Source organism: Thermodesulfobium narugense DSM 14796 (assembly GCF_000212395.1).
GTDB lineage: Bacteria > Thermodesulfobiota > Thermodesulfobiia > Thermodesulfobiales > Thermodesulfobiaceae > Thermodesulfobium > Thermodesulfobium narugense.
The window spans coordinates 1237442-1260729 of sequence record NC_015499.1 but is presented as its reverse complement, the minus strand read 5'-3'; the positions used below and the strand labels follow the sequence as shown (position 1 = coordinate 1260729).

Sequence of the window (23288 nt, the reverse complement as noted above, 5' to 3'; positions counted from 1 at the left end):
TTTATAAGTTCCATGCTTTTAACGTATGTTCTATAGTGGAATAAGAGGCTAAAAGATTTTTTTCAGCGTTATAAGACAGAAAATCTATTGATGAATGGTGAGCAAAAATAGGTTCTATATCTAAGAAATCTTCCAGTGTATGAATTCTGATTGATCCATCCAGATGAGAGGTAAAGAAAGATTTTTCATCTTTAAACAATATAAAAGTAATAGAACTAGATTTGTTATCTTCTTCTTTTATAAGTTCTCCTTCAAGCGAAAATATTTGTAATGTACCATCAATATAACCTACTACAATTTTTGATGAATCCGGAGAGTAAGAGAAATATGTTATAAAGGGTTCATCTTTTTTTTCAGGAATTGTTATTTCCTTTCCCTCCTTCAAAAACCAGATGGAGAGTTGATTTTTGTCATTTAGATACAAAACTGATTCTGAATTTGGAGAGAAAGCAAAGCTTTTAAAACAAAAATTTTTGTTTGGGAAAGTTCCAAGCTTTGTACCCTCAATAGTAGACCACAGATCCGTGTCTAAACTATATTTATTTTTTGATATGAAAAATAACTTGTCATAACTAAATGTTAGCTTGCTAATTGGTTCAGAGTTATTACTTATGCACCAGAGATTTTTTTCTTCATTAAATAACCACAATTCAATGGTTCCATCTTCAAAGCCTACAAGGAGAAAACTTTCGTCTATCGACAAATTAATCGAAGATATTATTGAACCTTCATATGACTTTAATTCTTTGATAATTTGATTTTTTTCAGTATCGTAAACTTTTATCTCAGAATTAAAATGGCCAGTAACTAATTTAGAAAAATCAAAACTATTACAGAAAGTTACTATAGGTTCTAATGGCTTTATTTGAAACAAAGCGTTAAGATTTGTTAAAGATATCTTTTCTAATTGATTATTGCCCTTTAATATGAATAAAATCTCGCAATCTTTTGATATATTAAATTGCTTTGAATTAAAGTCAAAATTAAATTCTATTGTTGGTTTATTAAGTTCTGGATTTCCTAATTCTTGTGAATCAGTTCTATTATATATAGATATGTTTCTAAAATGTGAGATAAACAACTTGTTAAAATTTTTATTATATGCTAAAGGTAAGCCATCAAATCTTTTTTCAGAAACAACTTTTAGATCGGTTAAGTTAACTTGCTTTAAAAATAAGTCTAGAGAACCGGTAAGTAAAGTATTATCGTCTAATAGTTCTAACATTGTTATTTCTGAATCGTGAATTTTGTTACTATTTATTACTTTATTATTTTCTATTAAATAGAGATAACCGTCTTCAGAAGCTGTAATAAAAGCTTTTTCGGTATTTAAAAGAGCAAAGTTTGAAATCCATGAGTTGTTTAACTTCTGAATTAATTCAATTTCTTTATTGGCTAAGTCAATTCTAAATAGATTGCCATCTATTGTAGATACTAAAACAAACTTGTTGTTGTTAAAAAAGTCTAGTTTATATATGCTATTACTAAGGTTAAATTTTTCTACAACTTCCATATCCTTAATTTTTATGATCAAAATAGTTCCATCTTCTAAACCAGCAGCTATTAATTTGCTACCAGTTGAAAATTTTAAGGAATTTATCCATGAGGCATGGTCAATAATTGAACTAATTAAATATCCAGTCTTAAGCGAAAATATCTTTATTTCTCCATCATATCCTCCAGCAGCCAGCAAATTGCCGTCATCAGATATAGAAAGAGCTTTTATCCAGGAACTAGAGATATCGATCTTTATAAAATCTTGGGTTTTTGAATTGAAGATGTAAATATAGTTCGATCTTTCAGAACAAGCTATGATATCTGAGTTTTTTGAAAAATCAAAAGCAAAATCTTTATAATCTTTTAAAAATATCTTATGGCTGTAACTTTCAATATTGTTGTTGTAGTTTCTTATTCCCTTTAGAAAATTTTCAGGACTTCTCTCGTATAGCATCATATATATACTTAAGTTGTCTACAAAGTTTAAGCTTTTCTCGTTATAGGGAAATAAAGAGGCTTTGAAAGGGATTTTTTTGCTAAAGATTAATTTACTAGTTTTTGTTTCTAATATTTTTATGAATCCATCTGTGTTTGATGCATAAAAAAGCAATTCATCTTTACTGCACTTTATTGAATCTATCCAATTTTGAAATACCTTTATTACACTTGTCTGAAAATAGTTGTTCAAATTATAAATAATTATTGTTCCGTCATTGAAACCTGCAATTAGCTTTAGATTCTTGCTAGCAAAACAGATAGATGTAGGCCACAAAGGAGATGTATCAATTGTTTTTATTGGTTTTTTGGAATCAAGAGCCCAGATTTTTATAGTCGAATCGTACCCACCGGATGCAATCAAGCTATCATCTGGTGAAAATGCTAGCGAAGAAATTCTATTTTGGTGTCCTTCAAATTTAGTGATGAGTTTTCTTTCTTGAACAGACCAAAGAATAATGTTATTGTCTCTACTTCCTGAAAGAAGGTATTTTCCGTCGTGGGAGAAAGCAAGCGCAATTATCCAATCTTCATGACCACTCAAGCTATCTAAGGGTTTTTCTTTAAAAATATTCCACAAAAGAATATTAGAATTAAAACCGCCTGAAGCAAAGTGGATCCCGTCAGGAGAAAATGCAGTGATAAATATCCAATCTTTTCTTTTTCTTAGTTTGTCAATAAGATTACCTGTAAGAATTGGAAAATTTCCTTCAGTAAAGTTTGACTGAGGGATATCGATTTTTTGTTCAAAAATAAAATTTATTGTTTTTTTGTTCACCGATTTTAATTAAGTTTTTTTATAGATAATTCATTATACATTAAACTCTTATTTTAATTGAAATGTTAATATTTTTATATTTAAGGACTGTTATAATAATTATAAAATAAAATATGTAAAAATTTACTCAAAAGGGGGAAATATGCTTAGAAAAACTAAAATAATATGCACTTTGGGGCCTAGCACAGACGATCCTGAAATTTTATATAAATTTGTTGAAAACGGAATGGATGTCGCTAGGTTTAATTTTTCTCATGGAGATTATGAGGATCATTTTAGAAGAATCCAAATGGTAAGAGAGGCTTCAAAAAAGCTAAAAAAGGAAGTAGCCTTGATGCTAGATACCAAGGGTCCTGAAATCAGAGTTGGTAAGTTTAAAAGTGGATCTGTACAGCTTAGAAAAGGGCAAAAATTTACTTTAACTGCTGAAGAAATTGAGGGAAATGAAGGAATTGTTTCTGTTACTTATCCTGATCTGGTAAAAAAAGTAAAAAAGAATAACGTAATAGTTTTATCAGATGGATTGATTTCGTTACTTGTTGATGGTGCTGATGATAAAAATATCTATACTACAGTAATGAATAATGGGATTTTAAAAGACCATAAAAGAGTAGCTGTGCCCGGAATTTTTTTGGACATGAATTTTTTGTCCGAAAAGGACATAAACGATATAAAATTTGGAATTGAAAACGAAATGGACTTTATTGCTGCTTCCTTTGTCCAAAATGCGTCAAATATATTAGAGATTAGAAGAGTTTTAGAAGAAAATGATTCGAATATGGATATTATTGCAAAAATAGAGAATAGATTTGGGATTGAAAACATCGATGAAATTCTTAAAGTTGCTGATGGTATTATGGTGGCAAGAGGCGATATGGGAATTGAGATACCAAATGAAGATGTTCCATTAATTCAAAAGGAGTTAATCAAAAAAGCTAACAAGGTTGGAAAACCAGTAATAACTGCTACGCAAATGCTTGAATCAATGATAAACAATCCTCATCCTACTAGAGCCGAAGCAAGCGATGTAGCAAACGCTATTCTGGATGGTACAGATGCAGTGATGCTTAGTGGTGAAACAGCTGCTGGAAACTATCCTTTGGAAGCAATGGAAATGATGACAAGAATTGCATTAAAAACCGAAATGTCATTAGATTACAAGGCAATATTTTTGTCAAAGGGTCTGAACCAGAAGACTACTACTGATGCTATTAGCCATGCTACAGTCCAAATTTCTCATGAGCTTGATGCTGCCGCGATTGTAAGCATTACTCAAAGCGGATATACTGCTAAGATGGTTTCAAAATATAGACCAAATGCTTTTATTGTGGGCGTTTCTCCTGACATTAGGATGGTTAGAAAGATGAAGTTAGTTTGGGGGGTTTATCCTATAAAATGTGAAAAAACTAACAACATTGAAGAAATGGTTTTGGAGGCAATTAGCAAGTCTAGTGCTTCTAATTTAATTAAAGAGGGCGATTTGATAGTAATTACTGCAGGCGTACCATTGGGTACTACAGGTACTACAAATATGATAAGAGTTCATTTGGTTGGCAATATTATCCTGAGAGGAATTGGTGTTGGACATAGTTCATATACAGGGACAGTTTGTGTTGCTAGTACTTTGAAGGATTTTAAAGAAAAGATGAAAGCTGGGTGCATTGTAGTTGCAAAAAGTATTGATGAAGAGTTAGCTAAATATACTACAGAAGCTGGGGCGCTAATAGTGGAAGAAGGAGGGCTTACTTCAAATGCTGTAATACTTGGAATAAATTTTGGTATTCCTGTTGTAATCGGTGTAGAAGGAGCTGTTGAGCTTCTAAAAGATGGCCTAGTAGTTACAGTTGATGCAGAGAAGGGATTAATTTATCAAGGAGAAATAAACGTTAGATAGTTTTGACGTTTTGTGCTAAAATAATATAGAAGGTTTTGAAAATTATGTTATTAAAATAAGTTATTTTTAAATTACCCTGGTTCTGCCAGGGTATTTTTCTGAGAAAGTGGGTGTCGATATGAAAAATTATGACGTAATAATTGTAGGTGCTGGTCCTGCTGGAATATTTGCTGCATTAGAGCTTACTAAAAGGCTTGAGAACAGCTCTATTTTAATAATTGAGAAGGGACACGATATATCCAAAAGACATTGCCCTATGAGGGATAGAAAAACTCAGTGCTTGAATTGTTCACCTTGTGCGCTAATGAGCGGTTGGGGTGGTGCAGGTGCGTTTAGCGATGGAAAGCTTACCCTGTCTACTGATATTGGTGGGAATCTTGCTGATATTGTAGGTGAGGAAAAATTGAGTAGCTTAGTTTCGTATGTGGACAAAATATGGGTAGATTTTGGAGGGACACAGCAGGTTTTCTCTCCTAATCAGGAAGAAGAAATGGAGCTAAAAAAGAGATCTATACTGGCTGATTTGAAATACATCCCTTTTAGGGTGAGACACTTAGGGACTGATAAATCACCAATTATATTACAAAATATGAAAGAGGAACTTGAAAAGAAGATAGACATACTTACTTCATCTACTGTGGACGAAATAATTGTAAAAGATAATAAAGTAAAGGGCGTTAAAGTGTCTGATGGAACAGTTTATAAGAGCAAGTACGTTATTGTATCACCTGGTCGTGACGGCGCTGATTGGATTTTTAATGAGGCCAAAAGGTTGGGGATTGAAGTTCAAAACAATCCAGTTGATATCGGTGTAAGAGTAGAGGTTCCTGCTACCATTATGGAGCAACTAACAAAGATAACATATGAAATAAAATTAGTCTATTACTCAAAGTTATTTGAAGATAAGGTAAGGACCTTTTGTATGAATCCTTATGGAGAAGTAGTAAGTGAACAAAGCGACGGCGTAATTACTGTAAACGGCCACAGTTATGCAGATAGAAAGACTGAAAACACAAACTTTGCTTTGCTTGTAAGTAAATCCTTTACAGAACCATTTAAAGAACCTATTTCTTACGGTAAATATATTGCAAGACTTGCAAATCTTTTAGGTGGGGGCGTTTTGGTACAAAGGCTGGGGGATCTTTTGGAAGGTAGAAGATCTACAAAAGAAAGGCTTCTAAAATCAGTAGTTGTGCCTACTTTAAAGGGTGCTACCCCTGGAGATATAAGTTTAGTCTTGCCTTATAGGCATCTTAAAAGCATTATAGAGATGTTGCAAGCATTAGATAAACTTGCACCGGGTGTCTATTCTCGTTATACTTTACTTTATGCTGTTGAAGTTAAGTACTATTCTTCAAGGCTAAAATTGGACTCTAATTTGATGACCCCTATTGAAGGATTGTATGGAGCAGGAGACGGAGTAGGGGTAACAAGAGGGCTAATTCAAGCTTCGGCATCAGGGGTTTTAGCTGCAAATAGCATTATTAACAAGATAAAAAACTACAATTAAAGGAGGATAACGATGTCAGATAAAGCTCAAGAAAAGAGTGCAAGTATTATGGAACCTGTAATCTTGCCCAATGTAAAAAAAGTTATAGCGATATTAAGCGGTAAGGGCGGAGTAGGAAAGAGCACGGTTACTTCACTGTTAGCTTGCGAGTTTGCAAGAAGAAACTTTAAGGTGGGAATTCTTGATGCTGATGTAACTGGACCTAGTATACCAAAGCTTTTTGGAGTTAATAAAAAATTAGAGGTAAAAAACGATAAATTGCAACCAGCTACCACGAAATTGGGTATAAAAGTGGTATCACTTAATTTGCTTTTGCCCTCAGAAGACGATCCCGTAATATGGCGTGGTCCAATGCTTTCAAAGGTTATAAAGGAATTTTGGGAACAGGTTGATTGGGGAGAATTAGACTATCTATTTATAGACTTGCCACCTGGAACCTCTGATGTTGTGATTACAGTCTTTCAATCAATTCCAGTTGAAGGCGCTATTGTAGTTACTACTCCGCAAGATCTAGCATCTTTAATAGTTAAAAAGAGCATGAAGATGGTAAAAAGAGTAAAAAATGGAAAACTTTTAGGAATTGTGGAGAATATGAGCTACTTTGTTTGCCCTGATAATCAAAAAGAATATTATATATTTGGAGCTTCTAAGGTTGAGAAAATTGCTATGGAATATGGAATAGAAGTTTTGGCAAAAGTGCCAATTGACCCAATAATGGTTCAAATGGCTGATGAGGGCAAGATAGAGGAATATACAAAAAACATATTTTCACATGTAAAGTTTTAATTTTCTTTTTCAAATTTTGAAAGGAGAAAAGTTATGATAGGTTTTACCAAGCTTATTTGTGGAAAGGCTACTGTCTCAGACGTGATAAAAGAAAGAGATAAAGGGAGCTCTGCAAAGGACCCAAAGCTTCTTCAATTCACTACTGAAAATAGACCTCTTGTAGTATGGAATGTCACGAAAGCTTGCAATCTAAAGTGTAAACATTGTTATATAAATGCAGGAGAAAAGGCTTCAAATGAACTTTCCACAGAGGAAGCAAGAGCCCTAATAGATGATCTCTCAACTTTGGGTACTCCTGTACTCTTATTTTCTGGTGGAGAGCCGCTATTAAGGGAAGATATATTTGAATTGGCAGAGTATGCTTTTTCAAAAAATATTAGACCAGTTCTTTCTTCTAATGGAACTCTCATAACAGAAGATGTTGCTAAGAAACTTAAAGATAGTCACTTTCAGTATGTAGGCATTAGTTTGGATGGTTTAGAAAAGGTTCACGATGGGTTTAGAGGAGTGGAGGGTGCTTTTAGAAAATCTATTGAGGGTATAAAAAACTGTTTAAAAATTGGGCTTAAGTCAGGAGTTAGGTTTACTGTAAACAAGATGAACTTTCAAGATTTACCTGCTGTTCTTGATTTTGTGGCAGAAAATAATATTCCGAGATTTTGTATGTATCATTTGGTTTATTCTGGAAGAGGCAAAGATATGCTTGATCTTGACTTGACTAAAGAACAGAACGTAGAGCTTTTTAATATGCTTGTTAAAAAGACTATTGAGTTTGATAAAAAAGGCATGGACCTGGAGATACTTACTACAGACAACCACGCAGATGGTATTGCGCTTTATCTATACCTTACATCAAATAATCCTGACAAAGCTGACGAAATAAAAGAGCTATTGAAGATGCACGGTGGATGTTCGGCGGGAACAAAATTTGCAAATATTGATAATGAGGGCAACGTTCATCCATGCCAGTTTTGGCTTCACTATAATCTTGGAAATATAAGAGAAAGACCATTTTCACAGATCTGGACAGATGAAAATGAACCTCTTTTAAAAAAACTTCGAAACAAAGAGAGATATTTAAAAGGCATATGTGGTGAGTGTAAATATAACTATCTTTGTGGTGGTTGCAGAATTAGAGCTGAGGTGGTTCATGGCGATATTATGCAAGAAGATCCTGCATGTTATATAGATAAATTAGAATTTTGATTTTTAATTTATTTATTTGAAAGGGGAATTTTTATGTTTCCTATGTATAGGGCGAGACGAATAAGACGAGATGGCATAAGAGAAATATTGAATAATTCGTTAGTAGAACCAAAAAAACTTATGCTCCCAATATTTGTGATACCAGGATCTGGCAAGACTGAAGAGATAGTTAGTATGCCTGGAGTATACAGATACACTGTGGACAAGGTTTTAGATTTTGTAGAAGAGGTAGTACAATTCGGTATAAAATCTATAATATTTTTTGGGGTTTCTGAAATAAAAGATTCTATTGGGAGCTGGGCATTTAACAGTGAAGGAGAAGTTCAAAAAGCCATTCGACTTGTGAAAAAAGAATTTCCTGATATGGTGGTGGCTGCAGACACGTGTTTATGCGAGTATACCGATCATGGACATTGTGGTATAGTAAAGGACGGCGAAATCTTAAACGATGAAACTCTAAAAGTCCTTAACGATGTTGCAATCTCTTACGCCGAAAGCGGTGCAGATATAATTGCTCCTTCTGGTATGATGGACGGGATGGTTTTGTCCATTAGAAATGCGCTGGACAACAAGGGATTTTATAACACGATTATAATGAGCTATTCTGCTAAATACTCTTCTTGTTTTTACGGTCCTTTCAGAGACGCTGCTGACTCTGCCCCAAAATTTGGTAATAGAAAAACTCATCAAATGAGCCCGTTTTTTGGTTATAATGAAGCTATAAAGGAAGCTCTTATAGATGTAGAGGAATGTGCTGATATCTTGATGGTAAAGCCGGGCCTTGCCTATCTTGACGTATTAAAAGCTGTTAAAGATGTTGTTCTTTTGCCGGTTGCAGTGTACAACGTGAGTGGCGAATATTCTATGGTAAAGGCTGCAAGCATAAACGGCTGGTTAGATGAAATGAGTACTGTTTCAGAAATTTTCTATGCTTTTCTGAGAGCTGGAGCTGATATTATTATTTCTTATCACTCTTTGGATTACGCAAAGTGGCTAACCAAAAATGGTAAGTGATTTAATCAGCGCTTTTAAGAAGGGAGATATAAATTGAAGCCCGATAACAATCAACCTATTTTGTGTTCCTGGAATACCACACAAGAGTGCAACTTAAAGTGCGTCCACTGCTACCGAGATGCAGGTGAAAGAAAGTATAACGAGCTTGCTACTAAAGAAGGAAAATCGTTACTTGATGAGATAAAAAAAGCAGGATTTAAGATTATGGTGTTTAGCGGCGGAGAACCCCTTTTGAGGAAGGATATATTTGAATTAACAAGATATGCAAGTAGCATTGGACTGAGACCTGTTTTTGGGACTAATGGAACTCTTATTGATAAAGAAGTAGCTTTGAAACTAAAGGATGCAGGTGCTGCAAGAATTAGTATTAGTTTGGACAGTCTGAACCAATCAGAACACGATAAGTTTAGAGGCACAGAGGGAGCATGGTCTAGGGCTGTAAGCGCTATGAAGATACTCAAAGAAATTAATCTTTCGTTTCAAATAAACACTACTGTAACCAAAAGAAACATTAATGAAATTTTAGATATTACAGATTTTGCTGTTGAAATTGGCGCTGATGCGCATCATATTTTCTTTTTGGTGCCTACTGGCAGGGCTGTGGATATTGAAATAGAAAGTTTAAATGCCCAAGACTACGAAGATCTTTTGAAAAAGGTGCTTTTAAAGTCTAGGAGTGTGAATATAGAACTAAAGCCTACTTGTGCTCCGCAATACATGAGAATTGCAAAAACTTTGGGAATTGAAACCAGGTTTACAAAAGGTTGTCTTGCTGGCACTGGATATTGCTCGATAACTCCTGAGGGTGATGTGTGGCCCTGTCCGTACATGCCCATAAAGGTAGGAAACGTAAAACTTGAGAAGTTTTCTGACATTTGGAGAGATGCTCCTTTGTTTAAAGAGCTAAGAGAGGGCAATCTTAAAGGATCTTGTGGAAAATGTGTATACAAAGAAATTTGTGGAGGTTGTAGAGCAAGAGCTCTCTTTTATAACAAAGACTATTTAGGAGAAGAACCCTGGTGTCTAATGAGAAGAAAATAAAGCTAACTGAGGTGGAAGAGGCTCTTTTAGAAAAAATTCAACACAATTTTCCTATTGTAGAAAAGCCTTTTGACGAGTTGGGCGCCCAATTGGGAATTAGTCCAGAAATGACGATAGAACTACTTAAGAAGTTGAAGTCAGAAGGCATAATCAGGTTGATAGGTGGCGTATTTGATCCAAGAAAATTAGGCTTTAAAGGAACTCTAATAGGATTAAAAGTTGACAAAAATCACATTGACAGAATAGTAGAGAAGATTAATGAATGTCATGGCGTTTCTCATAACTATCTTAGAGATCATGAATATAACCTTTGGTTTACCTTGATAATGCCGTCCAAAGAAGAAATTAATGCTTTTATCGAGGAGCTAAGAAAAGAAGACGGGGTAATAAGTTTGATAGAGCTTCCTGCTAAAAGAATTTTTAAAATTGATGTAAGGTTTAAAATTAAAGATTAAAAAATAAAAAGTTATTAAGGACAAGTTTATCTATGAAGAATTTTTTTGACGAAAGTGACCTTGAGAAATTTCCTAATTCTACTGATGCTACCTATATACCTGTTGTATCGTGTGGAGACCTTTCTGGAATTGGACTAATTTCTCTAATTAAGTATTTGGTAAAAAATAAAGATAAAAAAATTATACTCTTTACTAGCAAGGCCTTTTTTGATGAACTGTGTGATTATATGGATTATGATGTTGATATTCCTATTTTTGATAGCTCTAAAGGTTATGGAATTGTAGATATTAACTGTAATTTTGGTTTAGAGGTTCTTGGCAAGCCAAATGATAAAGTCGGAAAGTTCTCATATCAGTGTTTTGTGGAATCTTTAGAGTTTGTAGAAGATAAAAGTTCAAAATTTTATTTGACTTTGCCAGTCAATAAATATTTGATATCAAAATCTACTGGCAAAAAATTTTTAGGGCATACTGCCTTTCTTGAAGAGAGGTATTCAAGAGACATTAGCATGAACTTCTTTGACGGATTATATCTTTTGAATCTTCTTTCCCATCATATACCAATTAAAGATGTTCCAGACCAGATTACCTTTGAAAGGCTAACTTGTTCTCTTCAATCTATAATATACCTTGCAAATATATTTGGTATAAAGCCATTAAAGATTGCTATTTTGGGTCTCAACCCTCATGCAGGTGAAGGTGGAAGCATTGGTAGCGAAGAAGAGCTAGTCATAAAGCCATTTATAGAATATGTGAGATCAAACTATCCATATGTTGAGTTTTTTGGCCCTCTTTCGCCTGATTCAGCATATTTTAGCTTAAAAGAACTTGATATAAAGATTGTAATATCTCTTTATCACGATCAATTCTTGTCAATCATGAAAGCTTTGTCTTTTCCAAGGATAATTGAGATAAATACAGGATTGCCATTTTTAAGATGCACTTTGGCTCACGGAGTGGGGTATTCTATTGCAAAGACTCCTCAAATGGTAGATGAGGAGGGGTTAAAGCTGGTATTTGATTTTTATGAAAAACTCATTTGTTTTACTAACAATAATTCATAAAATATTTATTAAATAATGAAAAACCTTGCGCCTCTAAAAAGATACGGTCAAAATTTTTTAGTGGATCAAAATATTTCAAAAAAGATAATTGAATCAGCGCTTATCGAGAAAGAAGACCTTATATTAGAAATTGGGCCTGGGAAGGGGGCGCTCACAAAGTATCTTGTAAAACTTCCGAATGATTATTTTGGGATAGAAGTGGACAGAGGTTTGTATGATCTTTTGTGTAAAGAATTTGAAAAAGATCTGGCTTTATGTGGGAAAAAAATTATATTAGCTGACGTTCTTGAAACTGATCTGGGATTTATAGAAAAAAAGGTAAACGTGATTTCAAACTTGCCTTACAATATTGCATCTTTAATAATTGTAAAAATGATAAAAGAGAATATATATTTGAAGAGTATGACTTTAATGATTCAAAAGGAAATGTCCCAAAGGCTTTTTGCCATGCCAGGAGCTAAAGAATATGGGAGATTGAGCGTTTTAGTTCAAAATTTTTTCGAGGGAAGCATAATTTTTGAAGTTAAAGAGAGTTGCTTTTATCCAAAACCAAAGGTAAGATCTGTAGTAATAAGATTAATTCCAAAAAGTGATTTTTACGAAAAGAGATTGTACTTTATAGACTTTGAAAATTTCTTGAAGAGGGTATTTTCTCAGCCAAGAAAAATTATAAAAAATGTATTAACTGAAAAGTATATTAGAATATTTTCAGAGACAAATACAGACCTCCTACATTTAAGACCTGAACAAATAGATCCTGAGACATACTGGAGGATTTTTAGACTCTCAAAAGAAAGAACTCTTTAGAAATTAATTTCCATAACAAGGGGGGCGTGATCGGATGGTTTTGGTGTTCTTCTTTTTCTAAGGGACAGGTCAACTTCTACATTTTTTACTTTATTTATAAGAGGTTTGGTTACCAAAATATAATCTATTCTCATGCCCTTGTTTTTCCATATGTCGCCTCCAATATAGTTAAACCATGTAAAACCCGGATCGTTGGGGTGTAGGTGTCTGTATGTGTCTATGAAACCGTAATTTAGAAGTTCTCTTAAAGCTTTCCTTTCTTCTGGCATCGTGCCGATAGTGTCCTTTAAGATTTGTGGGTCATATACATCAAAATCTGTCAAAGCTACATTAAAGTCTCCGAGCATAATTATGGGATCGTTTGGAGTAAAGTTCTCTTTGAGAAAAGCAAGTAATTTTTTATAAAAATCTAATTTATAATAAAACTTGTCTGTACCCCTAAGGTCGCCGTGAGGGAAGTATATGTTCATAAGAATAAAGTTTTCAAACTTTACAAAAAGAGATCTTTTCTGATTTACAGTGTCTTGAAATTCGTTTTCAAAATGACTTGAATCAAGTTTTGTGCAAACTGCTACTCCATTGTATGATTTTTCTCCTGATACCAGACACTTGTAATCTGGAAATGCAAGGTTTGGAAAAAGATCCGGAGTACACTTTATCTCCTGGAGAGCTATTATTTCTGGGTTGTGTTTTTCTATAAGTAAGTTTACAATATCAGTCCTACTTCTTATAGAATTTACATTAAAAGTAGTTATAATCAAATTTAGACTCCTTTTAAAGAATAGAGGATTTTATGAAAAAATATATTATAGACGTTCAATTGCCAAATATAAATAAGAGACTAAGCTATTATATCAAATCTGAGAAGGATGTTGAATCAGGGTCTCTTGTAGATGTGCCTGTAGGTGAAAAAAACTATTTAGGCATTGTTGAGTCTTCGAAAGAAGTTTTGGGAGAGGAGAATTTATCCGAATTTAAATTTGTTAACTCAATTTATGAGAAAAAATTTTTCAATGATGACCTATACAGGTTATATAAATTCGTCTGTGAATATTATTTTGTTAGTCCCAGCAATGCTCTTAGTCTTTTTCCTTCTTTTAATATAAAGTTATTATCAAAAAATAAAGTAAAAATATCAAAAAAAGGACAAGAAGTCTTAGAATGCTCTTTGTTAATTCCAGATGACCTAAAGTTTTTATTAGAGCAGTTAAATAAGAGAGAATATGACCTTTCATATATAAAAGGTAAGTACAAAGATACTTTTAGATACGCTCTATCTGAGAAACTGATAGATATAGTTAGTGAAACTACTGCGAAAAATGATAGGGCTAATCTTGATCTGTGTGAAGATGCTAATGAGATTAAAGAATGCAAAAACTTAACAATTTTAAACGATGAACAAGATAAAGCTTTTAGGTATTTCAGGAGACATCTAAATAAATACAGTGAACTTTCTTTGGTAGGAACTACAGGGAGCGGAAAAACTGAGGTTTATCTAAAGCTTATTATGGAAGTTTTGAAAAATGGGAAGAATACAGTGCTTCTTTTGCCAGAAATTACTCTTGCTACGCACTTTGTAGATATATTGGAAAAAAGATTTTCTAGCCATGTATATGTTTGGCACAGTCAATTGGGCAGGTCTGAAAGAAACAGACTTTTGAGCGTTATCCCAAATCTGACGGGGAAGATATTTATTGGGCCAAGGTCTTTGATCTTTCTTCCTATAAACGATATAGGTCTAATTGTAGTAGACGAAGAGCAAAGCGAGAACTATAAGCAAGACGACTTTATAAGATACGATGCAAGAATTCTTGCTAGAAAAAGGGCAGAGTATAATAATTGCCCAGTTTTGTACGTGAGCGCTACTCCGAGTGTAGATTTAGGAAAAAGAATTCTTAATGGAGAAGTTTTTTCTTATTTTTTGTCCAAAAGGTTTGGAGATTTTAGCTTGCCAAAAATAAATATTGTTAAAAAAAAGAGTTTTTACGGCTCATTTAGCGAAGAATTTATAAACTCTTTGAAAGAAGTAAAAGAAAAGAAGGAACAAGCTGTTGTTTTTGTGCCAAGAAGGGGGTTTTATCCGTTTGTGAGTTGTGCTGACTGCGGAGAGTTAGTAAAGTGCAAAAATTGTGATGTGCCGATGTGCGTTCATGTTATAAACGGCAAAAGAGTGTATGTATGTCACCATTGTGGATATAGGCTCACCACGGATCCTGTGTGCAAAAAGTGTTCAGGTTTGAATTTCAAACAATATGGAGCTGGCTCCCAGAGGATTGCCGAAGAGTTAAAGAATCTCTTCCCTGATGCAAATGTAGCAAGAATTGACTCTGATAGCGTAAATACCTACTCGAAGCTAAAAGCTGTTCTTAAAGATATAGCAGATGGTAAGATAGACTTCTTGGTTGGCACTCAGATAATTACAAAGGGTTTAAACTTTCCGAAAATAAACTTTGTGGGCATACCCTTTCTGGAACCTTTAACTTCTATACCAGATTTTAGGTCATTTGAAAAGCTATATCAATTGCTAGTTCAGGTAACGGGCAGGGCAGGGAGATATTCTGTGGATGGAAAGGTAGTAATTCAGGCGAGCGATGAACAGGTATCTATTATTCGTAAGTATACGACGATAAGCTATTGGGATTTTTTGCTAGAAGAATTGGAATTAAGAAAGGAAATGTTTTGTCCTCCCTTTAGCTACGAAGTTATATTTAGATGGAATGGAAAATTGACAGAGGTAAAGGACGAGGCGAAAAAATTTAGAGAAATTTTAAAAGAAATATACATCCTATTTGACAATAGGGACATAAAAGTAACTGGACCAAAGTTTTGTCCAATTTTAAGACTGCATGGAAATTATAGGATGTATTCTTTGATCAGATTCAAGGATGAGGCTACAAGAAAAGATTTTCTTGAAATATTGCTGAAGAGATATTCTCCTAAGGATAAAAAAATATTTATTGTAGACGTAGATCCACTGTATTATTTTTAGGATTAAAATGATCTATTTTGGAGTTCAAATAATTTTTTAGCTACGTCTTTATAAAGACCTTCAGATAACCTCAAATACTTAATAATATATAATTTTTATCTTAATCTAAAGCTTTTAACTTGATATACCAATGTATTAAAAAGGGAAGACTGAGATATTCTGAGTTTATAATAATTATAAGAAAGCGAAAAAAAGCGAAAAGATAAATATGATTAAGTTAGTATTATCTATTTTAAAAGTTACGAATTATATTTTTACATTAATATAGTTTATAATTAAATTTAATTTTATTTAAATAACTAAAGAGGAGGTTTTTATGAACAAGCCTACTTTTGAAGAATTGCTAGAACAGAACAAAGAACTTTTAAAAAGATTGGAAGTTCTTGAAAAAGAAAACGAAGCATACAAATTAGATAATGAAAAGTTGCATAATTATATACAAAATATAAAAAATGATTTAAATTGTTTTGATTTTCTTTCTAAAGATTTAATTAGCATAATTTCAAATTTACATCATTCACTATCATCAGCTCAAGCAAGTAATTACTTGGTTTTAAATAGATTGGAAGTGTTTAAAAAAGAATTAGAGGCCATAATTAGATCAGTGTCTGAAATGAATAGCGGTATTACAAATTTAGTTAATTCTATAGAAGATATTAATAAGATTCAATCAGAAGTTGATAAAACTTTGGATAATGGAGCTTCAAAATTGAACGAAACTTTAGATAACGTTAACTTATCGGTTAAATCAATTGAAGATGCTGTTAAGACTAGCCATGAATTAAGAGAGAATATGGGATCTATAGGTCAAATTGTAAAGGTTATTATGGATATAACAGAACAAACTAATTTGCTTGCTTTAAATGCAGCAATAGAAGCTGCTCGTGCTGGTGAATCTGGTAGAGGATTTACTGTTGTTGCTGATGAGGTTAGGAAGTTGGCAAGTAAAACTTCTAAATCTGCTGAAAGTATTAAATCGGTTGTAGATAATACTATTAAAAAAGCTGAAGATTCTACGCAAAAGATAAAGATAGCTGAAAAAGTTATAACAAAGAACATTAAATACGTTGAAGATCTAAAAGACAATTTCGATCTCATGCAAAGAAAAATTAAAGAATTATCAGATCTTATTACAACACAGAGTGCTGCAACAGAAGAACAATCTGCAATATCAGAAAATATAGTTTCAAATATCAAAAATCTATCTTTAACTATGAAAAAAATAGAAGAAACTGAAAATTCTAACCTTGAAAAACTTCCTAATTCAATAAAGATTGCTGAAAAAGCTTTTGAGGATATTAAAAATATTAAGTCGGAAGTTTATATTGATATATATGAAAGAATAATAGATCATTCGAATTTTATGCTAAATATAATCGATTTAGTTTCTGGAAAAAAAGCTTTTCATGTAATAGATCATACTCAATGTAAATTTGGAAAATGGTATTATGATTCTAAAACAAAGGATTTTATAGAAAAATGTGCACAGAGTTCTTCTCCAAATATTAAAAAAGTTTATACTAATATTGAAAAGCCACATGAAATTTATCATAAAATGGGTTTAGAAGCAGAACAGTTTTATAAAAATAATAAAGAAGAAGAGCTTTTTAGTAAGATCTCTGATCTAGTAAATTATTCTTCTGAAATAGCAAAAAAACTATCTGAATTAGCTGAAAATGCTAAAAATTGTTAAAAATTTTATTTTTAAAAATATATAATTACTTTTTTAACAAAATTTAACAAAAATTTGTTACTACTTACTAAATACAAGGAATATCAAATTTGATTCTAATAGTTAAATATTATAGAATGTTTTTATTTATTGATCTTATTGATAATTATATATGTTATCATTTCAAACTATACTCTTTAAATTTTGCTGTTTGTAGAAAAATGAAATTTTTATTTAATTAGGAGTAATTTGTATGAGTTTAGATTTTTTTGAAGCAATATTACGCTCTTCTTTATTTGGCGTTTATATAAACCAGGGAGAAGATGGTAGGATAGTTTTTGCAAATAAACGTATTGCTGAAATTTTAGGGTATGATAGCCCAGATGAACTTATAGGAAAGAGCGTTTTAGACATTGTTGGGGATATTAAGGATGAAATAAGGGTAAATTTGAAAAGACGTACAATGGGAGAAGTTTTTGCTGTAGAGCACTCTCAACACTTTCTTTTATCAAAGTCAAACACATTAGTTCCTGTATCCGCATTTGTTTACACTATTGAGTACGAAAACAAACCATCTGGGTTGGTTCTTATTTTAGATAAAAGTAAAGAAAAGTCATACGAAAAGCTTTTTTTCACTCTAAGCCAAATAAATCAACTAATAGTAAGAATAGACGATGAACAAGAGTTGCTTAAGAAAGCTTGTGATGTAATAGTCGATGAGGTAGGTTTTCTATATTCTTCGATAGGCTATATAGATGAAAATTTGCTTTTTAAACAAATTTATACGAAAGCTAAAATAAAAGAATTGGAAGAATCTGTGAGAAATCTGACAATCGGTATAGATGAACAAACTCCATATGGCAGGGGCTCAGTATCAAAAGCTTACCACACAAAGAAGGTAAGCCTAATACCAGATGCGGCAAAGCTAAAAGATACTTCATACTGGCATGATTTTTATAATGCTTATAATATATGTTCGACTTGTTCAATACCTATTCTCAGTAAAGGTGAAGTAAAATATATTTTACTAATCAATGATACAATGCCCTCTTTTGATCGAGATCATTTATATCTTTTAGAAGAGCTTCAGTTAGATTTATCTTTTGCGTTGGAAAAGATTGAATCCCAGAAAAATATGCTTGTCTTAAACCAGGCTATCTCTGTGTCTCACGAGTGGGCGGTAATCACAGATAGAAATGGCACTATAATAGACGCAAACAAAGCAGTGTCTGATATTTCAGGCTATTCAAAAGAAGAGCTCATTGGCAAAAACCCAAGAATATTTAAGTCAGGTTATCATGATAAAGCTTTTTATGAAAAACTTTGGAAAAAGATCTTGTCAGGAGAGTCTTGTACCTGTAGGTTTGTAAACAAGGCAAAAGATGGCTCAATTTTTTATCTTGATTCAATATTAATACCAGTTATGCATGACGGTGAGGTTTATCGCTTTGTTGATTTATCAATAAACGTTACAAAGCTTGTAGAGTATGAAAATCAATTAGAGCTGAGGTCAAAGATTTATAACACACTTTATAAAATTATCAGCTTATCTCTTCAGGTGAAGACTAAAGATGAGTTTTTAGAATTATTGCCACGCCTTTTAGTAGAAAATCTTGATATGCCATTGGCTTATATAATTTTAAAAAACAATGAAAACTTTGAAATTAAATATTCTTCGGCTAAAGAGACAAGATATCAGTTTTTAGATTGGGCAAAAACTGCAGTCCAACTATTTATAAACAATCAATTTATAAACAATCAAGGCGCACATTCAGACGACCCACTAATAAGGAGTCTAACTAAAAAGGGCGCATATTTATTGGATGACATTTGCTCACAAGATATTTGCCCATTTAAGAAATTTGTTTGTTCTTATGGATTTAATTCGTGTTTTGCGCTAAGCATATCCTTTAAGGAGAATATTATTGGCTCTCTTGTCTTGGTTTTTGAAAAAGGAATGCTTTTCAATGATGAGATATTTAATTTATTCGAGGTTATTCAGCAGCAAATTGAATTTATCTTGAATAAACTGGAAGATGAAAAGTTCTCAAAGATAACCATTAGCGCACTGAACTCTGGTTTTGAGTTTGTTATTGTTACAGATAGTAATTTTAATATTGTATATGTTAATAACAAGACTCTTGATATTTCTGGATATTCAAGAGAAGAGATTATAGGTAAGCATCACTCAATATTTTCCTCCAAAACCCACACAAAAGAGTTTTCAAAAAAATTTTACAAAATTCTGAAATCTGGAAATACTTATTCAGGATTAATTAAATACAGAATTAAAAATGACATATTAAAGGATTTTTACGTTAATATAACGCCCTTTTTTGAGGGTTCAAATATTACGCATTATATAGCAGTAGGCAAAGAAATTGGAAATGATGACGATCTTTTAAAAGAGTTATATAGATTGGCTAATTATGACGATATAACTGGCCTATTTAATTTAAATTCTTTCAAAAAAGAATTAGAGAAATTTTTGGAAAGGGCTAAAGCTGAAAGCCAAATAGGCGCAGTGGCCGTAATAAATCCAATAAACTTTAAAAGAATAAACGAAGCCTTTGGCTTTTCAGTTGGCGACAATGTGCTAAAACAGATAGCTCAAAGGCTAAAAGACAATCTAAAGACATACGATGTGATTGCAAGGTTGGAGTCTGACAGATTTGGCATTCTGCTAAAAGATCTGAGGGCAGAAAAAGATATACTTATAGTAGCTTCAAAGATATTGAGTAAGATTATAAAACCCTATGAGATTTTGAATCAAAATGTTTTTCTTTCATTTAACATTGGATTGAGTCTTTTTCCAAAAGATGCTAATATTCCTGAGGATTTACTAAATAAAGCTCTGATTGCACTTAGAGATGCCAAAGAAAAGGGAGAAAATCAGGTTGGCTTTTTTAGAAAAGAATTAGAAATAGAGGTCACAAAAGCTTTAATGCTAAAGTCAGATTTAGAGCTTGCAATAGCCAACAAAAAATTTGTCGCCTTCTATCAGCCATATGTAGATAAGGATAGAAAAATCGTAGGTGCAGAGGCTCTAATGCGATGGGTTAAAAATGGCAAAATAATATTGCCAATGGATTTTATAGAGCACTTAGAGAAGACGTCTTACATAATAGATGCAGAGAATCAACTCATAGAAAACGTACTTGATGACTTACAATCTTTTAAAAGAACTATTCCCGTATCGATCAATCTTTCTTCACAAAGCTTGATGCAAAGGAACTTGAGGGATGATTTGATTTCTAAGCTGGAATTTCATCATCTGCCAATGGATTTATTAAAAATAGAGATAGTTGAGAGAACTTTTATAAATAACTTTGAACATATTTCGGATCTTATTAGAGAGTTAAAAAAATATGGCATATATTTTTCTTTGGATGACTTTGGCACTGGATTTTCTTCCCTGTATTACCTGTCAATGCTTGACATTGAGACGCTAAAGATAGATATATCTTTCATAAGAGGTATAGAAAACTCTAAAACACGAAATATCATAAATTCTATTATCTTTCTTGCTCACTCACTAAATATAAAAACAATTGCAGAGGGAGTAGAAACTATAGAGCAGTTTGAGATCCTAAAATCTATGAATTGTGATTATTTTCAGGGATATTTTTTCCATAGACCTATGCCAAGAGATGATTTTGGTAAAATTTTAGGAAATATTTAAAGGTTATAAATAAATTTTTGGAGGCTTTAAGTTGGAGAATAGATTAGATTTCAAAATTGACTTGAGAAAAAAGAGTTTTTTGAGACAGCTTTTTGAGAAATCTATTAATGAGATATATATTTTCCATCCAAAGAGTTTAAAATTTTTTGCTGTAAATCAGGCTGCCAGGAAGAACTTAGGATTTTCACCTGAAGAACTTAGCAATATGACCCCAGTTGACTTGAAGCCAGAGATGAGCGTGGATCGCTTTAAGAGGCTGCTTGAACCCTTGATAAAGGGTGAAAAAGGGAGTATTTCTTTTCAAACTAAGCATCGCCGAAAAGACGGCACTCTTTATCCTGTAGAGGTGAACTTGCAGCTTATTAGCTACAGGGGCAAAAACCTATGCATTGCCTTTATCTCTGACATTACAGAAAGAGTTCTAATAGAAGATGAGATGCAAGAGGCCCAACTAAAATTTGATGTGGTCATTAACTCAGTTTGGGATGCTATTGTAATAATCGACGATCAAGATAGAGTAACTTTTTGGAATAAAGCTGCAGAAAAGCTCTTTGGCTATTCTTGGGAAGAAGTTATTTGGAAGAAATTGGATCAATTTCTCGTTCCTGGTAGTTATTATAAGCCTCATATTGAGACGATAAAGCATAACTTTTTAGAAGGAAAAGGAAATTCCTTAGATAGGGTAGTAGAAATGAAAGTAAGAAATAAGGATGGAAGAGAGGTCTTTATAGAAGTTTCCTTATCAATTTTTAATTTTAAGGATAATTGGTATAGCGTTGGAATTGCAAGAGATATTGGTGAAAGAAAAAAGTTGGAAGAAGAAAACAAGATAAAGGAAGAGAGACTCAGATTGATGCTGGAGGGCTTGCCTACCCCCGCCTGGCTGATTACAAAGGATAGAAAAATTCTTGCACAAAACAAGATGGCTGAAAAGTTATTTTATACTAAGGTTAATGGCTATTGTTGGGAAGAAATTCACAAAAATAAGTATATACAGAAAACAAATAAAGATGTATATGAAAATATAGGCGTGCCTTTGCCTGACACAAAGTGCTATTTTTGTAAAGCTGATGATGCACTTTCAAGAAATGAATCGATAAACATTGAAGTGGAGCTTGAAGACAAAATATGGGATACCTGGTGGATACCCTTAGGAGGCGATATTTACCTTCATTATGCCAATGACGTTACTAAGTATAAAAATATTGAAAAAGAACTTTATCTTCTATCAATTACGGATCCTTTGACTGGAGCATATAACCGTCGATACTTTCTTGAGAGATTAGATGAAGAAATAGAGAGGTCAAGGAGGACGGGTTCTAAATTTTCTGTAATAATGCTCGATATTGACAATTTCAAGGGCATAAACGACAAGTTTGGTCACAATGCAGGGGATTTAGTTTTAAAAAGTTTATCTGAGACGATAAAAGATAGAATAAGAAAAATTGATATATTTGCACGCTGGGGCGGCGAGGAATTTGTAATATTGCTCCCCGAAACTACTCCAGAAAGGGCTTTAATTTTAGCAGAAGAACTTAGAATTAGATTGAATAATCTAAAAATTGAGGGCATTAAGGGCTTTACTGTAAGTTTAGGTATTGCAGGATTTCGTAAAGAAGACGATATTGACTCGTTGATAGAAAGAGCCGATAATCTGATGTATGAGGCTAAAGCCGTTGGAAAAAATTGCGTACGTTATGAAGAGTCAGGTTGATTTTAGATGTAAAATTTGACAGAGGGGGTTGAGCTAATAGTTAAAAAGATTTTTCTTATTAGTTTTTTTGTGGCATTTTTAATATTTTTGCTTCCGCTTCTATTTTTCAATGGAAGTGATAGAGAGTATTTGAACGCGGCAAATTCATTTTTTGATAAGAAAGAATATTTCAAGGCTATATCTTTTTATAATTTGGCTATTGAGTCCAATCCAAAACTGGTTGACGCATATTTTAATAGGGCAAACACATACTTCAAATTGCACGAATACGACAAGGCAGTTCAAGATTTTTCAAAAGTAATTGAACTGAACCCAAAAAACGCTGAGGCATATGAGGGTAGAGGTTTGTCGTATTATAAGTTGGCAAAAATTGATCTTGCAATAAAAGATTATCTGAAAGCAATAGAACTAAACCCAAAAAATGCAAGCTATTATAATAATCTTGGGGTTAGTTATTATGATTTGCATGAATTTGATAAAGCAGTTATTCAATATACTAAAGCAATAGATATCGATCGCACAATGTCTGTAGCATATTTTAATAGGGCAAATGCATATTATGCTTTAAGCGATTATACGAGCGCTCAAAAGGATTTTGATAGGGCAAAAAATCTTGATAATAAAAATTAAATTATGCAGATTTCATTATAAACAGCCGCTAAACTTTTTCAGCGGCTGTTTATA

The 23288-nt window shown here is 32.7% G+C and carries 16 protein-coding genes; 14 read left to right on the top strand and 2 right to left on the bottom strand.

The features are described from left to right. Position 1: 1 nt before the first annotated feature. Positions 2-2770, bottom strand: a complete 2769-nt coding sequence (locus THENA_RS06255; protein ID WP_013756560.1) for a WD40 repeat domain-containing protein — start codon at positions 2768-2770, stop codon at positions 2-4. Positions 2771-2912: 142 nt separating this feature from the next. Here THENA_RS06255 and pyk point away from each other — a divergent pair, with 142 nt between their 5' ends. The 9 genes from pyk (at position 2913) to rsmA (ending at position 12547) form a co-directional block, all read left to right on the top strand. Beyond that, positions 2913-4664 (top strand): pyruvate kinase, encoded by a 1752-nt coding sequence (gene pyk / locus THENA_RS06250; protein WP_013756559.1) that lies wholly within the window; start codon positions 2913-2915, stop codon positions 4662-4664. 118 nt (positions 4665-4782) lie between these two features. Beyond that, the gene (locus tag THENA_RS06245; RefSeq protein ID WP_013756558.1) at positions 4783-6174 is read left to right on the top strand and encodes an NAD(P)/FAD-dependent oxidoreductase; all 1392 of its coding nucleotides are present in this window, start codon (positions 4783-4785) and stop codon (positions 6172-6174) included. Positions 6175-6186: 12 nt separating this feature from the next. Further along, positions 6187-6960, top strand: coding sequence for an Mrp/NBP35 family ATP-binding protein (locus THENA_RS06240; RefSeq protein WP_013756557.1), 774 nt, complete (start codon positions 6187-6189; stop codon positions 6958-6960). A gap of 33 nt (positions 6961-6993) precedes the next feature. Beyond that, the gene (locus THENA_RS06235) at positions 6994-8166 is read left to right on the top strand and encodes a radical SAM/SPASM domain-containing protein (protein ID WP_013756556.1); all 1173 of its coding nucleotides are present in this window, start codon (positions 6994-6996) and stop codon (positions 8164-8166) included. 33 nt (positions 8167-8199) lie between these two features. Continuing rightward, positions 8200-9180 carry a porphobilinogen synthase gene (gene hemB / locus THENA_RS06230; RefSeq protein WP_013756555.1) on the top strand — a complete coding sequence of 327 codons (981 nt, stop codon included), beginning with the start codon at positions 8200-8202 and terminating at the stop codon, positions 9178-9180. A gap of 57 nt (positions 9181-9237) precedes the next feature. Continuing rightward, positions 9238-10221 (top strand): putative heme d1 biosynthesis radical SAM protein NirJ2, encoded by a 984-nt coding sequence (gene nirJ2 / locus THENA_RS06225; protein ID WP_041438510.1) that lies wholly within the window; start codon positions 9238-9240, stop codon positions 10219-10221. After that, a complete protein-coding gene (ahbA, locus tag THENA_RS06220; RefSeq protein ID WP_013756553.1) occupies positions 10200-10676 on the top strand; it encodes a siroheme decarboxylase subunit alpha in 477 nt (158 codons plus the stop codon). Before nirJ2 ends, ahbA begins: the two co-directional genes overlap by 22 nt. 32 nt (positions 10677-10708) lie before the next feature. After that, positions 10709-11740: a PdxA family dehydrogenase gene (locus tag THENA_RS06215; protein ID WP_013756552.1), complete on the top strand. Its 1032-nt coding sequence runs from the start codon at positions 10709-10711 to the stop codon at positions 11738-11740. A 15-nt stretch (positions 11741-11755) separates the two neighbouring features. Next, positions 11756-12547, top strand: coding sequence for a 16S rRNA (adenine(1518)-N(6)/adenine(1519)-N(6))-dimethyltransferase RsmA (gene rsmA / locus THENA_RS06210; protein WP_013756551.1), 792 nt, complete (start codon positions 11756-11758; stop codon positions 12545-12547). On the opposite strand, the gene xth is transcribed toward rsmA, so the two are convergent. Then, complete coding sequence (xth, locus tag THENA_RS06205; RefSeq protein WP_013756550.1) at positions 12544-13308, bottom strand: exodeoxyribonuclease III; 765 nt, start codon at positions 13306-13308, stop codon at positions 12544-12546. The two genes, rsmA and xth, sit on opposite strands and share 4 nt — an antisense overlap. A gap of 32 nt (positions 13309-13340) precedes the next feature. Between xth and priA the strand changes: the two genes are divergently transcribed. From priA to THENA_RS06175, 5 genes are all read left to right on the top strand, one after another. Continuing rightward, a complete protein-coding gene (gene priA, locus THENA_RS06200; protein WP_013756549.1) occupies positions 13341-15536 on the top strand; it encodes a replication restart helicase PriA in 2196 nt (731 codons plus the stop codon). 316 nt (positions 15537-15852) lie between these two features. Next, positions 15853-17229: a methyl-accepting chemotaxis protein gene (locus tag THENA_RS09695; protein ID WP_013756548.1), complete on the top strand. Its 1377-nt coding sequence runs from the start codon at positions 15853-15855 to the stop codon at positions 17227-17229. A gap of 232 nt (positions 17230-17461) precedes the next feature. Continuing rightward, positions 17462-20890, top strand: coding sequence for an EAL domain-containing protein (locus THENA_RS06185; protein ID WP_013756547.1), 3429 nt, complete (start codon positions 17462-17464; stop codon positions 20888-20890). A 31-nt stretch (positions 20891-20921) separates the two neighbouring features. Beyond that, on the top strand, positions 20922-22604 hold the full coding sequence (locus tag THENA_RS09690; protein WP_013756546.1) for a sensor domain-containing diguanylate cyclase: 1683 nt from the start codon (positions 20922-20924) through the stop codon (positions 22602-22604). A 15-nt stretch (positions 22605-22619) separates the two neighbouring features. Beyond that, the gene (locus THENA_RS06175) at positions 22620-23234 is read left to right on the top strand and encodes a tetratricopeptide repeat protein (RefSeq protein WP_013756545.1); all 615 of its coding nucleotides are present in this window, start codon (positions 22620-22622) and stop codon (positions 23232-23234) included. Positions 23235-23288 lie beyond the last annotated feature (54 nt).

Bases quoted from the DNA above. Each gene is read 5' to 3' on its own strand.
- pyk (WP_013756559.1), top strand. From the start codon at position 2,913: ATGCTTAGAAAAACTAAAATAATATGCACTTTGGGGCCTAGCACAGAC.
- THENA_RS06245 (WP_013756558.1), top strand. From the start codon at position 4,783: ATGAAAAATTATGACGTAATAATTGTAGGTGCTGGTCCTGCTGGAATA.
- THENA_RS06240 (WP_013756557.1), top strand. From the start codon at position 6,187: ATGTCAGATAAAGCTCAAGAAAAGAGTGCAAGTATTATGGAACCTGTA.
- THENA_RS06235 (WP_013756556.1), top strand. From the start codon at position 6,994: ATGATAGGTTTTACCAAGCTTATTTGTGGAAAGGCTACTGTCTCAGAC.
- hemB (WP_013756555.1), top strand. From the start codon at position 8,200: ATGTTTCCTATGTATAGGGCGAGACGAATAAGACGAGATGGCATAAGA.
- THENA_RS06215 (WP_013756552.1), top strand. From the start codon at position 10,709: ATGAAGAATTTTTTTGACGAAAGTGACCTTGAGAAATTTCCTAATTCT.
- rsmA (WP_013756551.1), top strand. From the start codon at position 11,756: ATGAAAAACCTTGCGCCTCTAAAAAGATACGGTCAAAATTTTTTAGTG.
- priA (WP_013756549.1), top strand. From the start codon at position 13,341: ATGAAAAAATATATTATAGACGTTCAATTGCCAAATATAAATAAGAGA.
- THENA_RS09695 (WP_013756548.1), top strand. From the start codon at position 15,853: ATGAACAAGCCTACTTTTGAAGAATTGCTAGAACAGAACAAAGAACTT.
- THENA_RS06185 (WP_013756547.1), top strand. From the start codon at position 17,462: ATGAGTTTAGATTTTTTTGAAGCAATATTACGCTCTTCTTTATTTGGC.